This is a genomic window from Roseomonas mucosa ATCC BAA-692, assembly GCF_000622225.1.
Taxonomy (GTDB): Bacteria; Pseudomonadota; Alphaproteobacteria; order Acetobacterales; family Acetobacteraceae; genus Roseomonas; species Roseomonas mucosa.
On the sequence record NZ_JHWD01000031.1, the window covers coordinates 1 to 19,715 of the forward strand.

Annotated in this window: 19 protein-coding genes; 8 read left to right on the forward strand and 11 right to left on the reverse strand. The window is 71.9% G+C overall.

The window, feature by feature from the left end; genetic code table 11:
- Together BT98_RS0117715 and BT98_RS0117720 are read left to right on the forward strand one after the other, a co-directional pair.
- Positions 1-298: SDR family oxidoreductase (locus BT98_RS0117715; RefSeq protein ID WP_027297345.1), on the forward strand; the 298-nt coding region annotated here is incomplete at its 5' end.
- A 144-nt stretch (positions 299-442) separates the two neighbouring features.
- Positions 443-754 (forward strand): YciI family protein, encoded by a 312-nt coding sequence (locus BT98_RS0117720; protein ID WP_019463029.1) that lies wholly within the window; start codon positions 443-445, stop codon positions 752-754.
- Between the two features lie 13 nt (positions 755-767).
- On the opposite strand, the gene BT98_RS0117725 is transcribed toward BT98_RS0117720, so the two are convergent.
- From BT98_RS0117725 to gloB, 4 genes are all read right to left on the reverse strand, one after another.
- Positions 768-1,109: a phage holin family protein gene (locus BT98_RS0117725; protein ID WP_019463030.1), complete on the reverse strand. Its 342-nt coding sequence runs from the start codon at positions 1,107-1,109 to the stop codon at positions 768-770.
- Between the two features lie 122 nt (positions 1,110-1,231).
- A complete protein-coding gene (locus BT98_RS0117730; RefSeq protein WP_019463031.1) occupies positions 1,232-1,840 on the reverse strand; it encodes a class I SAM-dependent methyltransferase in 609 nt (202 codons plus the stop codon).
- Positions 1,837-2,304: a cupin domain-containing protein gene (locus BT98_RS0117735; protein ID WP_019463032.1), complete on the reverse strand. Its 468-nt coding sequence runs from the start codon at positions 2,302-2,304 to the stop codon at positions 1,837-1,839. Before BT98_RS0117735 ends, BT98_RS0117730 begins: the two co-directional genes overlap by 4 nt.
- Before the next feature lie 19 nt (positions 2,305-2,323).
- Positions 2,324-3,079, reverse strand: a complete 756-nt coding sequence (gene gloB, locus BT98_RS0117740; RefSeq protein WP_019463033.1) for a hydroxyacylglutathione hydrolase — start codon at positions 3,077-3,079, stop codon at positions 2,324-2,326.
- A gap of 40 nt (positions 3,080-3,119) precedes the next feature.
- Here gloB and BT98_RS24950 point away from each other — a divergent pair, with 40 nt between their 5' ends.
- Positions 3,120-3,944, forward strand: coding sequence for a class I SAM-dependent methyltransferase (locus tag BT98_RS24950; protein ID WP_081798645.1), 825 nt, complete (start codon positions 3,120-3,122; stop codon positions 3,942-3,944).
- 101 nt (positions 3,945-4,045) lie between these two features.
- Here BT98_RS24950 and BT98_RS0117750 read toward each other — a convergent pair whose 3' ends face one another.
- The 3 genes from BT98_RS0117750 to BT98_RS0117760 form a co-directional block, all read right to left on the reverse strand.
- Positions 4,046-5,221: an acetyl-CoA C-acetyltransferase gene (locus BT98_RS0117750; protein ID WP_019463035.1), complete on the reverse strand. Its 1,176-nt coding sequence runs from the start codon at positions 5,219-5,221 to the stop codon at positions 4,046-4,048.
- 157 nt (positions 5,222-5,378) lie between these two features.
- Positions 5,379-6,158: an SDR family oxidoreductase gene (locus BT98_RS0117755; RefSeq protein ID WP_019463036.1), complete on the reverse strand. Its 780-nt coding sequence runs from the start codon at positions 6,156-6,158 to the stop codon at positions 5,379-5,381.
- Between the two features lie 449 nt (positions 6,159-6,607).
- Positions 6,608-7,597: an aldo/keto reductase gene (locus BT98_RS0117760; protein WP_019463037.1), complete on the reverse strand. Its 990-nt coding sequence runs from the start codon at positions 7,595-7,597 to the stop codon at positions 6,608-6,610.
- Positions 7,598-7,761: 164 nt separating this feature from the next.
- Between BT98_RS0117760 and BT98_RS0117765 the strand changes: the two genes are divergently transcribed.
- Positions 7,762-8,040 carry a CBU_0592 family membrane protein gene (locus tag BT98_RS0117765; RefSeq protein ID WP_019463038.1) on the forward strand — a complete coding sequence of 93 codons (279 nt, stop codon included), beginning with the start codon at positions 7,762-7,764 and terminating at the stop codon, positions 8,038-8,040.
- A 27-nt stretch (positions 8,041-8,067) separates the two neighbouring features.
- Here BT98_RS0117765 and BT98_RS0117770 read toward each other — a convergent pair whose 3' ends face one another.
- Positions 8,068-9,240, reverse strand: coding sequence for an alpha/beta fold hydrolase (locus BT98_RS0117770; RefSeq protein ID WP_237719423.1), 1,173 nt, complete (start codon positions 9,238-9,240; stop codon positions 8,068-8,070).
- A 489-nt stretch (positions 9,241-9,729) separates the two neighbouring features.
- Between BT98_RS0117770 and phaR the strand changes: the two genes are divergently transcribed.
- Positions 9,730-10,374: a polyhydroxyalkanoate synthesis repressor PhaR gene (phaR, locus tag BT98_RS0117775; RefSeq protein ID WP_019463040.1), complete on the forward strand. Its 645-nt coding sequence runs from the start codon at positions 9,730-9,732 to the stop codon at positions 10,372-10,374.
- 98 nt (positions 10,375-10,472) lie between these two features.
- Here phaR and BT98_RS0117780 read toward each other — a convergent pair whose 3' ends face one another.
- The 3 genes from BT98_RS0117780 to BT98_RS0117790 form a co-directional block, all read right to left on the reverse strand.
- Positions 10,473-12,077 carry a serine hydrolase domain-containing protein gene (locus tag BT98_RS0117780; protein WP_019463041.1) on the reverse strand — a complete coding sequence of 535 codons (1,605 nt, stop codon included), beginning with the start codon at positions 12,075-12,077 and terminating at the stop codon, positions 10,473-10,475.
- An 11-nt stretch (positions 12,078-12,088) separates the two neighbouring features.
- Entirely contained in the window at positions 12,089-13,120 is a 1,032-nt protein-coding gene (locus BT98_RS0117785) for a serine hydrolase domain-containing protein (RefSeq protein ID WP_019463042.1), read from the reverse strand.
- 235 nt (positions 13,121-13,355) lie between these two features.
- Complete coding sequence (locus BT98_RS0117790) at positions 13,356-15,152, reverse strand: putative bifunctional diguanylate cyclase/phosphodiesterase (RefSeq protein WP_019463043.1); 1,797 nt, start codon at positions 15,150-15,152, stop codon at positions 13,356-13,358.
- A 290-nt stretch (positions 15,153-15,442) separates the two neighbouring features.
- On the opposite strand from BT98_RS0117790, the gene leuS reads away from it, so the two are divergent.
- The 3 genes from leuS to holA are packed head-to-tail and all read left to right on the forward strand — an operon-like array spanning position 15,443 to position 19,658.
- Positions 15,443-18,025 (forward strand): leucine--tRNA ligase, encoded by a 2,583-nt coding sequence (leuS, locus tag BT98_RS0117795; protein ID WP_019463044.1) that lies wholly within the window; start codon positions 15,443-15,445, stop codon positions 18,023-18,025.
- Between the two features lie 11 nt (positions 18,026-18,036).
- Positions 18,037-18,585 carry an LPS assembly lipoprotein LptE gene (gene lptE / locus BT98_RS26255; protein ID WP_051005027.1) on the forward strand — a complete coding sequence of 183 codons (549 nt, stop codon included), beginning with the start codon at positions 18,037-18,039 and terminating at the stop codon, positions 18,583-18,585.
- Between the two features lie 38 nt (positions 18,586-18,623).
- On the forward strand, positions 18,624-19,658 hold the full coding sequence (gene holA, locus BT98_RS0117805; protein ID WP_019463046.1) for a DNA polymerase III subunit delta: 1,035 nt from the start codon (positions 18,624-18,626) through the stop codon (positions 19,656-19,658).
- Positions 19,659-19,715: the final 57 nt, after the last annotated feature.

The window sequence follows — 19,715 nt, forward strand, 5'->3', positions numbered from 1 at the left end:
CGGGCAGGTGAACTACGCCGCCGCCAAGTCGGGCATCCACGGCTTCACCAAGGCGCTGGCGCAGGAAGGGGCGCGGTTCAACATCACGGTGAACGCGATCGCGCCGGGCTATGTGGACACCGAGATGGTGCGCGCGGTGCCGCCCGACGTGCTGGAGAAGATCATCGCCCGCATCCCCGTCGGCCGGCTGGGCCGGGCCGACGACATCGCGCGCGGCGTCTGCTTCCTCACCGCCGACGATGCCGAGTTCATCACAGGCTCGACCATGTCCATCAACGGTGGACAGCATATGTACTGAACCGGAACCGCTCAGGGGGCGCCGGGCCGGTTCCGCCGGGTTGGCGCCACCGGCGCGTCCGGGTGGTTGACGGCCCGGGCCACCTCGTTCCTCCTCCATCCCCCGGACGACAGCGGCCGGGACAGTGGATGAGAGGAGGAACCCATGCCCTTCATGGTGCTCGCCTATGACGGCAAGGATGCGGAGGCCCCCGCCCGCCGGCAGGCTGCCCGCCCGGCCCATTTCGCCCGCGTGGCGCCGGAGGCCGAATCCGGTCGCCTGCTGATCGGCGGCCCGCTGACCGATGCGGACGGCCGGATGATCGGTTCCATGATGGTGCTGGACCTGCCGAATGAGGCTGCCGTGCATGCCTGGCTGGCGGACGACCCCTATGTGCGGCAGGAGGTCTGGAAGGACATCAGCGTCCTGCCCTTCCAGGTCGCGCCCCTGAAATACCGGCCCCTGTCCGCCGGCTGAGGCCCCGCCGGCATCAGGTCCGGTCGCGGACGAGACTGCTGGCGAACCAGGACACGAGCGCGACGATGATGGCGCCCCAGAAGGCAGCCCAGAAGCCGTCGATGCTGAGAGGCGAGAAGAGGCTGGTCAGCCCGAACATCGCCGCGTTGATCACCAGCGAGAACAGGCCGAGCGTCAGGATGGTCAGCGGCAGGGACAGCAGCGCGACCACCGGCCGGATCACGGCGTTGATCAACCCGAAGACCACCGCGGCGAAGAGCGTGCCCACCAGCCCCGGCAGGTGGATGCCCGGCACCACCTGCGAGGCAACCCAGAAGGCGATGGCGGTGATGACCGTCCGAAGCAGGAAACCCATCCGCCCGATTCCTTATCCTGTGGCCGGCGCAGTGTAGAGCAGTTCGTGGAGGATCGGGCGTGGCGCTCCGGGAGGCCCATCGGGGCGGTGCCCCGACCCCGGACCCACTGGCTTCGTCCCGATCACCCGGCCTGCCGCCACAGGCCGCGGACGACCTCGGCCTCGCCCTGGTGCCTTGGGCCTTCGTCGAGCAGGACGGTGCCGTCGAGGCATTCGAGCAGGCGCATCCCGCCGAAGAGACGCCGGGCTTCCGTGGCGGTCCAGAGCAGGGCCGGGTCGCGCGGCCCGCCGGAGCGGCGGCCTTCCTGGGCGGGCGAGAAGCCTTCCAGTACCAGCAGCCCGCCGGGGGCCAGGGCGGCCACGGCCCGTTGCGCCACCAGGGCGCGGTCCTCGGGCGGCAGATGGACAAAGATCCAGGCCACGAGATCGAAGCGCCCCTGCGGCCAGTTCCAGCGCGTCAGGTCGGCAGCCACCGTTTCCAGCGCGACACCGTGCCGGCCGGCGAGCGCCCGCGCCTTGGCGAGACCCCTGGCCGACCAGTCCAGGCTGGTGACGTTCAGCCCTTGCCGGGCCAGCCAGACGCCGTTGCGGCCCTCGCCATCGCCCAGCGCCAGGGCGGACTGGCCGGGGCGCAGGCGCGGCAGCATGCTTTCCAGGTAGCGGTTCGGCTGCTCGCCGAAGGTGAAGCCCTCCGCGTCATAGCGCGTGTCCCAGGCGGGGGCGTCGCTCACGACCGGCGCGGCGTCCAGCCCGGCGGGGCCAGCTCGAAGCCCGCGAAGGAAAAGGCCGGGGACACGGTGCAGGTCACGAGGCTCCAGCCCTGGCCAGCCGCCGGGGGCAGGGGGACCGCCGCCTGCCACCAGTGCCGGGGGACCACGGCGGACAGGCGCTGCCCGGCGGAAAGATGGGGGCCGAGCACGATCTCCAGGGGGTCCGACCCCTCCCAGCAGAGGCTGAGCTGGAGCGGCGCCCCGGCATGCCAGTGCCAGCCCTCGGCCGCGTCCACCCGGTGCCAGTGGCTCCGTTCGCCGGCCGAAAGCAGGAAAAGGATCGAGGTCCCGGCCCCGCGCGTGCCGTCGCCGGGCTCGTCGCGCCAGGTTTCGCGGTAGCGGCCGCCTTCCGGATGGGGCGTCAGCTCCAGCGCCTCGGCCACCGCATCGGCGGAAAGCCGCGTGTCGCGCAGGTCGATGTTCATGGCTGGCCTCCCCATGGGTTCACCGGAACTCGTCCTTGGCCTTCCGCATCGCGGCCAGCGCCGCCACGTCGGGCGCGCGCAGGAAGGGGTTTGTGGCCATCTCCTCCTCCAGCCGGGTCGGGACGGTCGGCTCGCCCCGGCCGCGCTGCTCGCGTGCCTGCTGCGCCCGGTCCTGCAGCGCCTTGTTGTCGGGCTCCACGGTCAGGGCGAAGCGGGCGTTGGACAGGGTGTATTCATGGCCGCAGCAGACCAGCGTGTCCGGCGGCAGGGTGCGGAGCCGTTGCAGCGAGGCGAACATCTCCTCCGCCGTGCCTTCCAGCAGCCGCCCGCAGCCGAGCGAGAAGAGCGTGTCGCCGCAGAGCAGAACATCCGGGCTGCGGCTCTGCTCCTTGTCCTGGGGGCGGGGGGCCTGGATGTGGAAGGCGATATGCCCGCGCGTATGGCCGGGCGTGTCGATCACCACGGCCCGCGCCGAACCGATGGCCATCCCGTCCCCCGGTGCAAGGGCGTGGTCGAGCGGCGGCAGGCGATAGGCATCGGCCTTGGCGCCGACAACCTTGGCGCCGGTGGCGGCGACCAGTTCCGCCACGCCGCCGATATGGTCCTGGTGGTGATGGGTGAGCAGGATGAAGTCGCACCGCCCGTCCGGCAGGTCGGCCAGGACCGGCCGGGCCTCGCCCGGGTCGCAGACAGCCACGGTGCCGGTCACCGCGTCGGCCACCACCCAAGCATAATTGTCCGACAGGCAAGGAATCGCCCGAACCGTCAGTGCCATTGGCAGTGTCTCCCTTCGACGAGCGGCCTATATTCGTCCCATGAGCGCCGAGGTCCATGGACTCGACCAATTCTACGCATCGCCCACCGGGATCGTTGCCAAGCGATTGCTGCGTGCCAGGTTGCGGGCCGTCTGGCCCGAGCTGGCGGGGAGCGAGGTCCTCGGCATCGGCTATGCCGGGCCCTATCTGCGGCTCTGGCGCCGCCGTGCCGCGCGGCTGATCTCGATCATGCCCGTGCAGGGCCCGCCCCCGGGGCGGCTGTCCCGCTGGCCGGCGGACGGTCCCGGTGCCCTTGCACTGGCCGAGGAGGAGAACCTGCCCTTCGCGGATCTCAGCTTCGACAATGTGCTGATGGTGCACGGGCTGGAGCATGCCGACCATGCGCGGCGCATGTTGCGGGAGGTCTGGCGCGTGCTGCGCGATGAAGGGCGGCTCCTGGTCGTGGTGCCGAACCGGCGCAGCATCTGGGCGCATCTGGACCATACGCCGCTGGGCCATGGCCAACCCTATACGCCGCTCCAGCTCGCGCGGTTGCTGGAACGCGGCATGTTCCACGTGGAACGCCGCGATGGCGCGCTCTTCGTGCCGCCCTTCCGTTCCCGGCTGCTGCTGCGGACCGCACGGCTTTGGGAAGGCGTCGGCCATGCGGTTTCGCCGAAACTGTCGGGCGTGACGATCATCGAGGCGCGCAAGGAGGTCTTCGGGGCGCTTTCGCTCCGGACCCAGCCGAGCGGAAGGCGTGTCACCGTTCCGGCCTGGGTGGGGCGTGGCCTGGCACCGGCGGCCCGGGGACAGGGCCATGTCCGGCCGGCGGATGAGGTCCTGGCGCGCGAGGCGGACCCGGGAGGCGAGGGAACCCGGTGAGGGAGCCAGGACCCTGCGGGGTCCTGGCGGATCAGGGGAGGGGCCGGGGGAAGGGCGGAGCCTTGTCCCCCGGGAAAGCGGAACGCCGGATCAGGTCCCGCTCAGGGGGCCTCGACACACATGGCGACGCCCATACCGCCCCCGATGCAGAGGGTGGCGAGGCCCTTCTTCGCGCCGCGCCGCTTCATCTCATGCAGCAGGGTGGTCAGCACCCGGGCGCCCGAGGCGCCGATCGGATGGCCGATGGCGATGGCACCGCCATTAACGTTCACCTTGTCCGGGTCCCAGCCCATGTCCTTGTTCACCGCGCAGGCCTGGGCGGCGAAGGCCTCGTTCGCCTCGATGAGGTCGAGGTCCTGGATGCTCCAGCCCGCCTTCTCCAGCGCGCGGCGGGAGGAGGGGATCGGCCCGGTGCCCATGATGGTCGGGTCCACCCCCGCCGTGGCCCAGGAGGCGATGCGCGCCAGCGGCGTCAGCCCGCGCTTCGCCGCCTCGGAAGCGCTCATCACGACGATGGCCGCGGCGCCGTCGTTGATGCCGGAAGCATTGCCCGCCGTGACCGTGCCGTCCTTGGAGAAGGCCGGGCGCAGCTTGGCCAGGATCTCCATCGTCGTCTCGGGCTTGGGGTACTCGTCCTTCTCCACCACCGTGTCGCCCTTGCGCCCCTTCACGGTGACGGGCGCGATCTCGTCGGCGAAGCGGCCGGCCTTCTGCGCCTCGCCCGCCTTGCGCTGGCTGTTGTAGGCGAGCTCGTCCTGCTGCTCGCGCGTGATCTGGAACTTCTGCGCCACATTCTCGGCGGTGTTGCCCATGTGGTAGCCGTTGAAGGCTTCCCACAACCCGTCGCGGATCATCGTGTCCACCAGCGACAGGTCGCCCATCTTCTGCCCGGCGCGCAGGTTCGCGCAGTGCGGCGACTGGGTCATGCTCTCCTGCCCGCCCGCGAGGACGATGCTGGCATCCCCCGTCGCGATCTGCTGCGCCGCCAGCGCCACGCTGCGCAGGCCGGAGCCGCAGACCTGATTGATCCCGAAGGCCGTGCGCTCGACCGGAATACCGGCATGCACGGCGGCCTGGCGCGGGGGGTTCTGCCCGGCGCCGGCGGTGAGCACCTGGCCCAGGATCACCTCGTCCACTTCCTCCGGCCGGATGCCGGCCTTCTCCAGCGCCGCCTTGATGGCGATGGCGCCCAGCGCATGGGCCGGAAGGCTGGCGAAGGCGCCGTTGAACGCCCCGACGGGCGTGCGCATGGCGGAGGCGATGACGATATCGTCCATGGTAGCGGTCCTTCCCCAAGGTTTACGGATGATCTTGGGCCGCCCCTGGGAGGGCGGCAAGGCACCCTCCCATGACAGGGGGGTGATTTGTTCGGAAGCCGAGAAGAACTCCCCGGCGGAAAGGAGCGAGGACGCCCTGCCCGGCGGCCGGAAGGGCTCAGAAGCTGCCCGGGAACTGTCCTCCATCGGCCAGCAGGCTCTGTCCGGTGATGAAGCCCGCCTGGGCGGAGCAGAGGAAGGCGACCGCCGCTGCGATCTCCTCCGCCGTGCCGTAGCGTTTCGCCGGGTTGGCGGCGGCGCGCTCGGCCCAGATCTCCTCATAGGGGCGGCCGGTCATGGCGACGAGGCCGCGCACATGCGCCTCCTGCGCCTCCGTCGCCACGATGCCGGGCAGGACGTTGTTGATGGTCACGCCCCGCGCCACGGTCTGCCGCGACAGGCCGGCGCAGAAATTCACCAGCCCGGCCCGCGCGCTGTTGGAAAGGCCCAGCTCCGCATGCGGCGACTTCACGCTGCGGGAGGCGAGGTTCACGATCCGCCCGAAGCCGCGCGCCATCATGCCGTCCACCACGCCGCGGATCATCTGGATCGGCGAGAGCATCATCATGTCCAGCGCCCGCACCCAGATATCGCGGTCCCAGTCGCGGAAGTCGCCGGGCGGCATGCCGTCGCCGTTGTTCACCAGCACGTCCGGCGCCGGACAGGCCGCCAGCACGGCGGCCCGCCCGGCCTCCGTGGTCAGGTCCGCGGCGACGGAGGTGACGCGGGCGCCGGTTTCGGCCGCGATGGCGGCGGCGGCGGCCTGGATGGTGTCCGGGGTGCGGGCGGCGATGGTCAGCGCCATGCCCTCCCGCGCCAGGGTCAGGGCGATGGCCCGCCCCATGCCGCGGCTCGCGCCGCACACGATCGCCTGCTTGTCCTTGAGCCCGAGATCCACGCCAGTCCTACCTCCAGCCCTGTCCAGGGGCGGGAGGTTAGCGCGCGATCACGGCTGCGGGAAAACCCCGTGGCTCGTTTCCTCCGGCCCCCGGGGGAGAGGCGTTGCCTCTCGCCCCGGACCCCCTCTCCACCAGGACGCTGCGTGCCCTGGACCCGATGAGTTGGCTTCGGGCGGTTGCCGTCAGCCCCACGGCTTCATCCGGAAGTGCGGCGGGCGAGCGGGGGACCAGGAAAGGAATACCATGCCCGCGCCCATGGCACCCGCCATCGCCGGAGAGCCATGCTCCCCGGCGCGATCCGGCGTCTGGAAGAGCCAGCGAAAGGGAGTTCCAGGGACCTCAGGATCCTGGCGGATGAGGCTCGGGGGGGCGAAGCACTGCTTCGGTGCCGAAGGCCGGCGGCGCCTTCCCCCAGGGCCACGGGCGTGCCGGAAAGGCCGTGGCTGGACTATCCACCCGGAACGGGCGCCGCTTCGGGAAGGACTCCCTCCTGCTTCAATGCCTGCCAGAAACCGGCCGGGATCGGCTGGCGCATCAGCTCCACATTCTCCCGCACACGCTGCGGGTTCTTGGTGCCGGGGATCACGGAGCAGACAACCGACGGCGCGGCGCAGAACTGCAGCGCGGCGGCACGCAGGTCCACGCCGTGCTGCTTCGCGATGGCGGCGAGGCGGTCGCGCGCGGCGACCTTCTCGGCGGAAGCCTCCTGGTACTCGAAGTTCCGGCCGCCGGCGATCAGGCCGGAATTGTACGGGCCGCCCACCACCACATGCGCGCCCCGTTCGGCACAGCGGGGGAAAAGCTCCTCCAGCGCCGGCTGGTTCAGCAGGCTGTAGCGGCCGGCGAGCAGGAAGACATCCGGATCGGCCTGCTCCAGCGCCATGACGCAGGGCTCGACCCGGTTCACCCCCAGGCCCCAGGCGCGAATCACCCCTTCCTCCCGCAGCTTCGTCAGCGCCACGGCGGCGCCCTTCATCGCGGTGTCGAAGACCTCGCGCCAGCGCGGCCCGTGCGCGTCCTCGGCGCAGTCATGGATATAGGCCACGTCGATGCGGGCCAGGCCCAGGCGCTGCAGGCTGTCCTCGATGGAGCGGCGGACGCCGTCGGCGGTGTAGTCGTAGTCCACCCGGAAGGGCAGGCCGGCGACGAAGGGCCCGTGTTGCCCGCCCTTGCCGGCATCGGCCCGCAGCAGCCGCCCGACCTTGGTGGAAAGCACGAACTCGTCGCGCGGCCGGTTGCGCAGGAACTCCCCGAATCGGTGCTCGGAAATGCCGGGCCCGTATTCCGGCGCGGTGTCGAAGTAGTGGATGCCGCAGTCCCAGGCCGCCTGGAGCGTGGCGGCGGCATCGGCATCGGAGACACGCTCGAACATGTTGCCCAAGGGGGCGCCGCCGAAGCCAAGGGGACCGGGCGGGGCATAGTGCTGGCGGGCGGGCATGGGAGACCTCCTTCGGCGGGTTGCACCAGGGGCAGGACGCCGCAGCGGACACGGAGTTGCTCCCGAACTCGTCCTGGGAGCCATGCCCGGGATGGGCGGCGGGCTGCACGGCGATCCATCCTTGTTGTAGAGGGCGCCGGATGCGAGGCGGATGACGGGGCGGGATGGCGGAGCTTCTGCAACGGCTGACCCTGGTGGATCTGGTGGGCTCCATCGGGACGCTGATGGTGGTGACGGCCTATTTCCTGACCCAGGCCCGCCTGCTGGCCGCGACCGGCCTGGCCTTCCCGCTCGTCAACCTCTGCGGCTCGGGACTGATCGCCCTGTCCCTGTCGCGGAACTTCAACCTCGCCTCGGCGCTGATGGAGTTCTTCTGGATCGGCATCAGCCTGCTCGGCATCGTCCAGGCCCTGCGGGAACGGGGCCGGCGCGAGCCTTCCTGAAGGCGCCGCGCGGCGCCCCGGTCCCCGTCACCCCGGCCCGCGCACCCAGTCCAGCAGCGGCCGCCACAGCGCCGTTTCCGCCGTGCGCCCGGCGACCATGCCGATATGGCCTGCCGCCGCCTCGTGCCGCACGGCGCCGGGCAGGGCCTCGGCCAGGGCGCGGGCGCTGTCGGGCGGCACGATGCGGTCGCGGTGCGGGATGGCGACAAAGGCCGGGCCCTGCCAGCGCGCGGGATCGATGGCCTCGCCCGCCACGCGCCATTGCAGGCGGGCGGGCGTGTTCTGCCCGTACCAGTCGCCCAGGCATTCCCGCGCCACCGGGGCGGGCAGGGGGACGCCGTCGTTCAGCCAGTCCTCCAGCGCCACGAAATGCGCCGCCCGCGCGGAGCCCGGCTTCAGCCGGGCGAAGGCACGGAACTTGCGCGCCACGCCGAACGGATCGAGCTGGGCGAAGAGGGCCTGGATCACCTCGACCGGCAGCGTGCCCGTGGTGGCGAGCATCGGCTCCAGCACCGGCAGCAGCGCGGCCAGGCTGGTGGCGCGCCCGGCCTGCTCCCCGGAATGGAAGTCCCAGGGCGTGGCCAGCAGGGCCAGGGCCCGCACCCGGTCCGGCCGCCGCAGCGCCGCCGCCAGGGCCAGCAGCCCGCCCATGCAATAGCCCACCAGCACGACCGGCCCGGGCAGTGCCGCCAGGGCGCGCTCCAGCCGCCCGGCGATGAAGCCGGTCAGGTCCATCCCCCGCTCCGTCGCGCCGGGATAGCCCCAGTCCAGCAGCAGCGGGCGCGCGCCCTGTTCCGCCAGCCAGGCCAGGATCGAATGTCCTGGCATCAGGTCCAGCACCCAGGCGCGGTTCACCAGGGATGGCACGAAGAGCAGGGTAGGGCCGGCGGCCTGGTCCTGGCCGGGCGGCGCATGGTCCAGCAGCCGGCTGGCGCCTTCCCGCCAGAGGACGGGATGCTCCGGGCGTTCCGGGCGGGGTTCGTGCCGGCGATAGGCCGCGAGCCCGCCGATCAGCCCCGAATCGAGGTCGAGGAGGCGCCGTGCCACCGCGGCCCGCAGCTCATCGGCGCTTGACCCGGACGCGTCGAGGTCGCGCAGCAGGCGCAACGCTTCCCGCCGCGTCCGGGCCGAGACCGGCCAGGCGCCGCTCCAGCTCTGCCACGCGTCGCAGGAGGATCTCGACGAGCGCGGCGGAAGCATCGCCAGTGCCAGCTGCGCCCGCCACCCCGCCAGCAGAAGGTGGAGGGGCAGGGGGCGTGGCCCCCGGCGGGGTGCGGAAGAAGGCGGCGAAGGGGCCGAACTCATGAGGCGTAGGCCCGGCGGGCCATCCCGTGGGCCACCCGCCTGCGAGCCACCCGGCGCCGGGCATGCCCATGGGGCCGTTGGGGCTCCCGCCGGGTAATCCCCCGGATAATCCCCCTGGGGCGCCGGGCGCCGCGCCGCCCCAGCCTGCCGCGCCCTGCGACATCCAGGCGGCCAGCATCCGTGCCAGCTCCGGGTCGGTCATCCATCCGGCGATTTCCGTCTGCCACAGGGTGATCCAGTCCTCGGCCAGCTGTTCCAGCGTCCGCGCCTCATGCTCCCGATCCCCCTCATCGGGGTGCGACATCCATCCTCCTGCGCACAACCCTTTCGCGCCGCCGCATAGTGGGGCTAGCATGAAGCCCAAAGAACAGGGAGGGTGCCCACATGGTCGAACCCACGAGGCTCCGCGAAATGCCGGACGACGACACCGCCGGTTCCGGTCAGGCGACCGGCCAGGGAACTTCCCAGCCGGCCAAGCCACCGGTGGTGGTGAAGAAATACGCCAACCGGCGTCTCTATAACACCGAGAGCAGCTCCTACGTCACCCTCGAGGACCTCGCCCAGATGGTCCGCGCCGGGCGCGACTTCGTCGTCTACGATGCCAAGTCGGGCGACGACATCACACGCTCGGTGCTGACGCAGATCATCGTCGAGGAGGAATCGAAGGGCAGCGCCATGCTGCCGACCTCCTTCCTGCGGCAATTGATCGGCCTCTATGGCGGCAACATGCAGACCGTGGTGCCGCGCTACCTGGAAACGGTGATGACCGGCTTCGCCCAGCAGCAGGAGCAGATCCGCCGTTCCGTGGAGGCGATGGGTGGCCTGACCCCGTTCCCCACGCCCTTCGCCGGCTTCGAGGAGCTGGGCAAGCAGAACATGGCGATGATGGAACGCGCCATGACCCTCTTCAGCCCCTTCAGCGCCACGCGCCGCGAAGGCTCCGCCCCGCCGAGCGAGGTCGACCTGCTGCGCGAGGAACTGGCCGCGGTGAAGGAGGAACTGGCCAAGGCCAAGGCGGGCAAGGGCTGAGACGAGCCCCGGCCGCGGAAATCTCTTCCTGCTTCGGGGGGAAAGGCCATGCCTTTCCCCCTTTTCAGTCTCCGGCGCCACGATCCCCACGCGGGACCTCAGCCGAGTCGCTGATAGGCCACGCGCTTCGCCCGGCCGCCATGGACCTCCAGCCCCGTGGGCGCCCCGGCCGCGTCGCGCAGCAGCCGCACGTCCAGCCAGCCATTCATCAGCGTGCCGGGCACATGCACGCGCACCACGTCGCCCTCCACCGCCTCGACCCGCCAGGGGCCGGCCGAGACCACCGGGCCGCGCACCCGCACCGCCAGCCAGTCCTCTTCCGGTGCGATGGTCCAGACCGCGTCCATTTCCTCGCTGCGCCAGGTGCCGGCGAGGCCGGGCGGCAGGGCGGCGCCGGGGGCCACGCGGTGCCAGCGCGCGACATGCCCGGCATCCTGCTCCACCTCGATCAGCTCCGGCCCCAGCGGCCGGATGAAGAGCGCGGTGCTGCTGGCGGGCGACATCAACCGCCCGTCCGGTGCCACCACGGCCTTCACGGAGAGGCCGTTCAGCGACAGCATGGCCCCGCCATCCCCGGTCGCCGCGATGTCCAGCGTCGTGGTGCTGTCCGGGTCCAGGTAGCGGCCGGCCAGCGCCTCCAGCTCGCCAGGCGGGGGCAGGGCCCGCGCCGGGCGGATGCCCGGCCGCTCCTCCAGGATCACGTCCAGCACCCGCTTCGCCAGCGCGCCGGGATCGGCGGTGCTGTCGTTGGTGATGGCGATCACCGTCACCTCGTGGCCGGGCACGCGCAGGAACTCGGTGCGGTAGCCGGGCCAGAGGCCGGAATGGCTGACCGTCCGCACGCCGCGATAGCCGCGCACGATCAGGCCGCGGGCATAGAAGTTCTCCCGCCCGTTATTGAAGGGCGTCTGCTCCGAAAGCGCGTCCAGCCAGTCCGCGCCGATCCGCCGGGTGGTGAAGTTGCGGTCCCACAGCGCCAGGTCCTCGACGCTGGAGACCAGCCCGCCCTCGCCGCCGATGCGGAAGCCGTGCGGCGCGCGCGCCCAGCCGCCGCCCTCCCCGGGACGATAGCCGGTGGCCAGCCGCGGCACCGCCTCGTAGGGGTCCTCCACCATCCGCGTGTCGCTCATGCCCAGCGGCGCGAAGATCCGCCGTTCCAGGAAGCCGGGCAGCGGCTCGCCGGACAGGTGCTCGGCGATGCGGCCCAGCAGCAGGAAGTTGCTGTTGCTGTAGAGGAAGCGCGACCCGGGGGCGAAGTTCAGCCGGCGCTGGCGGCGGATGCCCTCCAGCAGCGTGGCGGAATCGACCGCCGTGCCGAGATCCGCGCCGCCCAGGCGCTGGATCTCCAGCATGTCGCGGATACCGGAGGTGTTGTGCATCAGGTGCGCGACGGTGATCCCGGGGTCGAGATCGGGCAGTTCCGGCAGGTGCCGCCGCGCCGGGTCGTCCAGCGAGAGCTTCCCTTCCTCCCGCAGCATCAGGATCGCGGCGCAGGTGAACTGCTTGCTGACCGAGGCGATGCGGAAGCGCGTGCCCGGCCCGGCCGGCACGCCGTGCTCGATGCTGGCGAGCCCGGCGCCCCGGTGCAGCACCAGCTCCCCCTTCCGCACCACGCCCAGCGCCACGCCGGGCCCCTTGCGCTCCGTCCAGGGGGCGAGCAGCGCGTCCACCCGGCGTTCCAGCAGCAGCGAATCCAGTTCCATGGGGCGTTTCCTCAGACCAGGGAGTCGAGCAGCGCGGCGGTGAGAAGGCCCATCGCCGGCTTGCTCACGGTGCGGAAGGGTTCGGTTTCGGTCTGCGCGCGATGGACCACGACCAGGTCGAGGCTCGGCACCACCAGCAGGAAATGCCCGCCCCAGCCGCGCGCCGAACAGGCATCGCGGGGCAGGATCACGCCGGGCAGGTGGATGCCGTCGCGGCAGAGCCACCACATGTAGCCGTAGGCGCCGTCATCCCCGGCATCCGAAACCGGCCGCACCGAGGCGCGCACCCAGTCCGCCGGCACGAGCTGTTCCTCCCCCCAGCGCCCTTCCTGCAGCCAGAGCTGGCCGAAGCGGGCGAGGTCGCGAGCGGAAAGCCGGATCGGATAGGCCGGATGGAGGCTTTCGGGCGATGGCACATGGAAGGCGTCGCCGGCCGCGAAATCCTCCATCCCCAGCGGCGCGGCCAGCCGCCCGGCGAAGGCTTCCGGGATGCCCTGGCCGGTCGCGCGCTCGTAGATCGTGCCGAGGGCGTTGAAGTCCCAGTTGTTGTAGGTCCAGCGCGTGCCGGGCGGATGGGCGTGGCGCGGCGGCTTGATCTGCTTCATCCAGTCGCTCTCGTAGCCGGCCGGATGCATGATCCCGGAACGCGCGGTGAGCAGGTCGTACACCGTGGCGCCGCGCTCCATCGGCGAGAGCCCCTCGCGATCGTCGATGCCGAGGGATTCCAGCGTCGCCGACAGGTCCATCCGCCCCTCCGCCACCGCCATGCCGATCAGGGCGCAGAGGATGGACTTCCGGATCGAGCGGATATTCGCCTTCCAGGCCGGATTGCCCATGCCGCCGACCGCGCGGCCCTCCCGCAGCACCAGCAGCCCCTCGCTGCCCAGCGATTGTGCCCGGTTCAGCACCCGGGCGAAGCGGGTGGGATCGAAGCCGGCCGCGGCAGGGCTGGACCAGGGCACGCCGAAGGGAGGATGGCTGTTCATGACCGCCGTGGTGCCCCGGATCGGCGGAACGGCGAGCGTCGGCCGGTCATCGGTCATGCTTCACCTTCGGCGCCGCGCTTCCCGGGGGACAAGGCTCCGCCTTTTCCCCCGTCCCCCTTATCCGCCAGGAACCTGAGGTTCCTGGACCTCCCGTTCGTTGGCTCTTCGCTGCCGGCCGGAGCCGGCTCCGGTCCCCGGCGGAGAGGGGGTCCGGCGGGAAAGGCGGCGCCTCTCCCCCGGCGGGCCGCCACGAAGCGCAACGACGGAACATCCGGGAAAGCGGCCGCCCGGATCATGCCGCGGGCAGGGCCAGGAAGTGTTCCACCGGCATGGCGCGGCCCCAGAGCCAGCCCTGGACCTCGTGGCAGCCGACCTGCCGCACCATGGCGAGCTCGGCCTCCGTCTCCACGCCTTCGGCCACCAGGTGCAGGCCGAGCGCCTGACCCATGGCGGCGATGGCCCGCAGGAAATCGGCCCCGCGCGGACTGGTGGCGGCGGCCCGGACGAAGGAGCGGTCGATCTTCAGCTCGTCGATCGGCAGGTCGCGCAGCCGCGACAGGGAGGAATAGCCCGTGCCGAAATCGTCGATGGCGATGTGGCAGCCGATCCGGCGCAGCGCCATCAGGTTGCGCTCCACCGGCGCGGCCTCCCCGGCCAGCGCGCCCTCGGTCACCTCGATCACCAGCCGGTCGCCGGAGGTGCGGCAATGCGCCAGCCTTTCCTCCAGCCGCGCCGCGAAATGGCCGTTGGCGAGACAGACGGGCGGCAGGTTGATGCCGATCCTCTGCCCGGGCGCGAGCTTCGGCAGCAGCGGGGCGACCTGTTCCAGCAGCCGGTCGGTCAGGCCGCGGATCATCCCGGTCTCCTCGGCCACCGGGATGAACTCGGCGGGCGGGACGAGGCGGCCATCGGCCCGGCGCCAGCGCATCAGGGCCTCGCCGCCGGTCAGCACCTTGCCGGCGGCGGTGTAGCGGGGCTGGATCTCGACGAAGAGGCCGCTTTCCGGCCCGCCATCGAGCATCCGGTGCAGGTCCTGGAACAGGGCGAAGCGGTGCCGGGTTGCCGTGCGCATCGGCGCGGCGAAGCGCCGGACCTGGCCGGAGGTTCCCTGCGGCGTCTGCGGCCGGGCCTCCAGCAGCGCCACCGTGGCGGCTTCCAGCAGCGCCTCGGCCGAGGGACCGTCCTCCGGCGCCCGGGCCAGGCCGATGGCGAGGGCGGGCAGCGGCGTGCCGCCCGGCGCCAGGGCCATGCCTTCCATCGCCTCGCCGATCCGCGCCGCCAGGGCCTCGGCCCGGGTCTGGGCGGCGGGGTCGGTCAGCAGGATGTCGAAGCCTTCCTCCTCCGAGCGGGCCAGCAGGGCATCGCCGGGCAGCAGCGGCGCGATGCGCCTGGCCACGGCGCGCACGGCCTCCTGGCCGGTCGGCCGGCCGGTGGCGGCGACGATCTTGTCCAGCCCTTCCATCCGCAGCCGCAGCAGCGTGGCGGTGGCGTCCGGCTGGCCGAGATGCGCGGCCAGCACCTCCCGCAGCCGGCTGTGGTTGGGCAGCCCCGTCAGCTCGTCCACATAGGCGAGGCGCTCGATGCGGGCGGCGGCGGCATGCAGGGCCGTGTTGTCGCGGATCACCGCGACGAAGTGCTGCCCTCCGTCCATCTCCACGTCGGACAGGCTCAGATGGATCGGCACCGGGCGGCCGTCGCGGTGCCGGGCGATGGTTTCCCGCCCGATGCCGATGACGCGCGGCGTCCTGCTTTCCCGGTAGCGCGCCATGTAGCCGTGGTGCTGGCCTGCTTCCTGGGAATTCACCAGGATGGCGACGTTGCGGCCCAGCAACTCCTCCGGCGCCCAGCCCAGGATGCCGAACATCTTGCGGTTGGCATAGGTGATCCGGCCGGTCGCGTCGGCCACCACGATGCCCTCGGCGACATTGTCCACCACCGCCTGGAAGCGATGGGCCGCCGCGTGGTCCTCGTCGGCGGGCGGCGAGGGGTGTGTGGCGGCCGGGGGCGATGCCGCGGCCCCCGCCAGGCCGTGCGGGACGGTTCCGGCGTCCTGGGCTTCCCCCGGACGGCCGGCCGCGTCATCCGCCATGCCGGTGCATGCCGGCTGGGCCCGGCACGCGGTGACAGAGGTCATTCAGGTTCCACAACTGAGACGTGTTTCGGTTTTCGTCCTTCATCCTAGAGGATGCAATCCGAAAGGTTAACTCTGCTTCCCGATCCCCGCCCTTCCCACCGCCATCCAGGCGGCTTAATCCTGGCGGCAATTCCGGCCGGATGCCGGGCTCTTCCAGGGTTTCCCATGGGCTTCGCAGCCCGGCGGCGGCTTCCGGAAAGGCCGGGCCGCCCCGGCCGCGCCTCTGCTGAGACAGCCGGAACGAGATGACTGACGCCGCCACGCCTGCCCGCTACGACTTCGCCGCTGCCGAACCGCGCTGGCAGGCGGAATGGGAGGCGCGTGGCTGCTTCGCCGTTCCCGACGTGCCCGACGGCACGAAGCCCAAGGCCTATGTGCTGGAGATGTTCCCCTACCCCTCCGGCAAGATCCATATGGGGCATGTGCGGAACTACACGCTGGGCGACGTGATCGCGCGGCACAAGCGCGCCACCGGCCATGCCGTGCTGCACCCGATGGGCTGGGACGCCTTCGGCCTGCCGGCGGAGAACGCGGCGCGCGACCGCGGCGTGCATCCGGCGAAGTGGACCTACGCCAACATCGGCGCCATGCGCGCCGAGCTGAAGCGCATGGGGCTGAGCCTGGACTGGAGCCGGGAGCTCGCCACCTGCGACCCGGAATACTATGGCCAGCAACAGGCGCTGTTCCTGGATTTCTGGAAGGCCGGGCTGGTCGAGCGCAAGGAGAGCTGGGTCAACTGGGACCCGGTGGACGGCACCGTCCTGGCCAACGAGCAGGTGATCGACGGGCGCGGCTGGCGTTCCGGCGCCATGGTCGAGAAGAAGTCGCTGAGCCAGTGGTTCCTGTCCATCACCCGCTTCGCGCCGGAGCTGCTGGAGGCGCTGGACGGGCTGGAGCGCTGGCCCGAACGCGTGCGGACGATGCAGGCGAACTGGATCGGCCGCAGCGAGGGTGCGCGGGTGCGCTTCGCGCTGGAGCAGCCGGTGGACGGCATCCCGGAGGTGGAGGTCTTCACCACCCGGCCGGACACGCTCTTCGGCATGAGCTTCCTGGCGGTCGCCGCCGAGCATCCGCTGGCCGCCGCGGCCGCCGCGCGCGATCCGGGGGCCGCGGGTTTCATCGCCGAGTGCCGCTCCGCCGGCACCTCCGAGGCGGCGATCGAGCAAGCGGAGAAGCGCGGCTTCGACACCGGCTTCCGCGTGCGGCACCCCTTCATCGAGGGCGCGACGTTTCCCGTCTGGATCGCCAACTTCGTGCTGATGGAATACGGCACAGGCTCGCTCTTCGGCTGCCCGGCGCATGACCAGCGCGACCTGGACTTCGCGCGGAAATACGGGCTGGACGTGACGCCGGTGGTGCTGCCGAAAGGCGGGGACGCCGCCACCTTCACGGTGGGCGACATCGCCTTCACCGAGGACGGCGTGATGATCAACTCCGGCTTCCTGGACGGCAGGGACACCGCCTCCGCCAAGCGCGCCGCCATCGACGCGCTGGAGGAGAAGGGCGCCGGCCGCGGCGTGGTGAACTGGCGCCTGCGCGACTGGGGCGTGTCGCGCCAGCGCTACTGGGGCTGCCCGATCCCGGCGATCCATTGCGAGGCCTGCGGCGTCGTGCCGGTGCCGGTGGAGCAGCTTCCGGTGCGGCTGCCGGAGGACGTGGACTTCTCGAAACCCGGCAACCCGCTGGACCACCACCCGACCTGGAAGCACGTCGACTGCCCGCGATGCGGCGCGAAGGCGCGGCGCGAGACGGACACCTTCGACACCTTCGTGGACAGTTCCTGGTACTTCGCCCGCTTCACCGCGCCGCGCGCATCGACGCCGCTGGTGGCGGAGGCGGTGAACCACTGGATGCCGGTGGACCAGTACATCGGCGGCATCGAGCACGCGATCCTGCACCTGCTCTATTCGCGCTTCTTCACCCGCGCGCTGCACGGCATGGGGAAGGTGGCCACGCCCGAGCCCTTCGCCGGACTGTTCACCCAGGGCATGGTGACGCACGCCTCCTATCGCACCGCGGACGGCCGTTGGCTCTATCCGGAGGAGGTGGAGATCGCCCCCGACGGGACCGCCACGGCAGAGGCGACGGGCGAGGCCGTGACCATCGGCCGCGGCGAGAAGATGTCGAAGTCGAAGAACAACACGGTCGATCCGGGCGCGATCATCGACCGCTTCGGCGCCGACACGGCGCGCTGGTTCATCCTCTCCGACAACCCGCCGGACCGCGACATGGAATGGTCCGAGGGCGGCGTCACCGGCGCGCACCGCTTCGTGCAGCGCCTGTGGCGGCTGGTGAGCAATGCCGTGGCGGACCTGCCCGCGCCCGGCACCGGGCCGGGCGAGGCGGGCCGGGCGCTGCGCCAGGCGACCCACCGCACCATCGCGGCGGTGAGCGAGGCCTGGCAGAGCTTCGCCTTCAATGTCGGCGTGGCCCGTATCCACGAGTTCGCCAATACGCTGGAAGCGGCGAAGGACGCCGACGGCGCTGCGCGGCGCGAGGGGCTGGAGGCGCTGGCCCGGCTGATCGCCCCGGCCATGCCGCATCTGGCGGAGGAGCTGTGGTCGATGCTGCGTCCCGGCGGGGAGAGGCTGGTGGCGGAGCTGGACTGGCCCGAGGCCGATCCGGCGTTGCTGGTGGCGGAAAGCATGACCATCGCCGTGCAGGTGCTGGGCAAGCTGCGCGCCACGATCCAGGTGCCGGTCGGGGCCGACGAGGCCGCGGTGGTCGCGGCGGCGGAGGCGGAGGAGAACGTGCGGCGCGCCATTGCCGGCAAGCCGGTGCGCAAGCGCATCTACGTGCCCGGCCGTATCGTCAACTTCGTCGTTTGAGGGGGAAAGACTTGCGCGAGCGCTGGAGCAGGCGGGCCCTTCTGGGCGTGACGGCAGGTGGCATGGCGGGGCTGCTCGGCGGTTGCGGCTTCCGGCCGCTCTATGCGCCGGGCGGCCAGTCGGCCGCCGCCGGCGCCACGCGGGAGGAGCTGGCCTCGGTGCAGGTCGCCCTGATCCCGGAGCGCAGCGGGCAGCTCCTGCGCCGGACGCTGCAGCACCGGCTGGGCTCCGGCTATGGCGTGACGCCACGCTACGACCTGCGGGCCGCGCTGCAGATCGGCGTGGAGCAGGAGGGCTTCCGCCGGGATGGCGCGGCCACCCGCTCCCGCTATGTCGTCACGGCCCCCTGGCAGCTCTACACGGCCGCGGTGCCGCCGGTGCTGGTCGCCAGCGGCGCGGAGACGAGCGCCGATGCCTGGAACCTGCCGGACAACCAGTTCTTCGCGGCCGATGTCGCCTCCGAGGCGGCGCAGCGCCGGCTGATCGACCTGATCTCCAACGATATCGTGGAGAAGGTCGCCATCGCCCTGTCCTCGCAGGCGGCGGGCCGGAGCGCCTGACCCGGCCGCCCCGCGGACCGAGCTGAAGGAGCGGCGCCATGCCCAAGATCGAGGCGCGCCGCGTCGCCGCCTTCCTGCGCGATCCCGGCGCGGCGCGGCTCGTGCTGCTCTATGGCGACGACCCCGGCCTGGTGCGGGAGCGTTCCGATGCGCTGCTGCGCGCCGTGGTCGGTGGCGACGATCCCTTCCGTGTGGCGGAGCTGGCGCGCGACCAGGCGCAGCGGGGCGGTGCCCTGGCAGGCGAGGCGGCGGCCCTGGCCATGACCGGCGGACGGCGCTTCGTGCGTGTTCGCGATGCCACGGATGCCCTGGCCCCGGCGGCGCGCGAGGTTCTGGCTGGGCGCGGCGAGGCGCTGGTGGTGCTGGAGGCGGGCGAACTGCCGAAGTCCTCCCGCCTGCGCGCCCTGGCCGAAGGGCCAGGCGAGGCGGTGGCGGTGGAATGCTGGCGCGAGCGCGGCGAGGCGCTGACCGCCAGCATCGGCGAGATCCTGCGCGAGGAAGGGGTGAAGGTGGAGCCTTCCGCCCTGGGCTGGCTGAGCGAGCGGCTGGGCGAGGACCGCCGCCTGATGCGCCGCAGCCTGGAAAAGCTCGCCCTCTATGTCGGGCCCGGCGGCACGGTGGGGGAGGAGGATGTCCTCGCCTGCCTCGACGAGGGGATCAGCGCCGAGATCAGCGAGGCGTTGCTGAGCGCCACGGCGGGCGAGGTGCCGCGCACGGATGGCCTGCTGGAAGGCGCCTTTTCCGAGGGGATCAACCCGGTGGCAGCGATCCGCGCTGCGCTGCGCCATGTGCAGCGGCTGCATCTGGCCGCGCTGGCTGTCGCGGCAGGGCAGCCGCCCGGCACGGCGATGCAGGCGCTGCGTCCCCCCGTCTTCTTCCGCGACAAGCCGGGCTTCGAGCGGGCGCTGCGGATCTGGCGCCCGGCCGCCCTGGCCGAGATGGGCGCCATGCTGCTGCGGGCCGAGGCGCGGGTGAAATCCGGCGGCACCGGCAAGCCCGTGCCCGACCGCGCCGTGGCGCGCGAGGCGGTGATGGCCCTGGCCCGCAGGGCGGCCACGCTGGCACGGCGCTAGGCGCCCAGCCACCGAACCGGCCGGAAGGATGGCCGGAAGATGACCATTCTGTGCGGT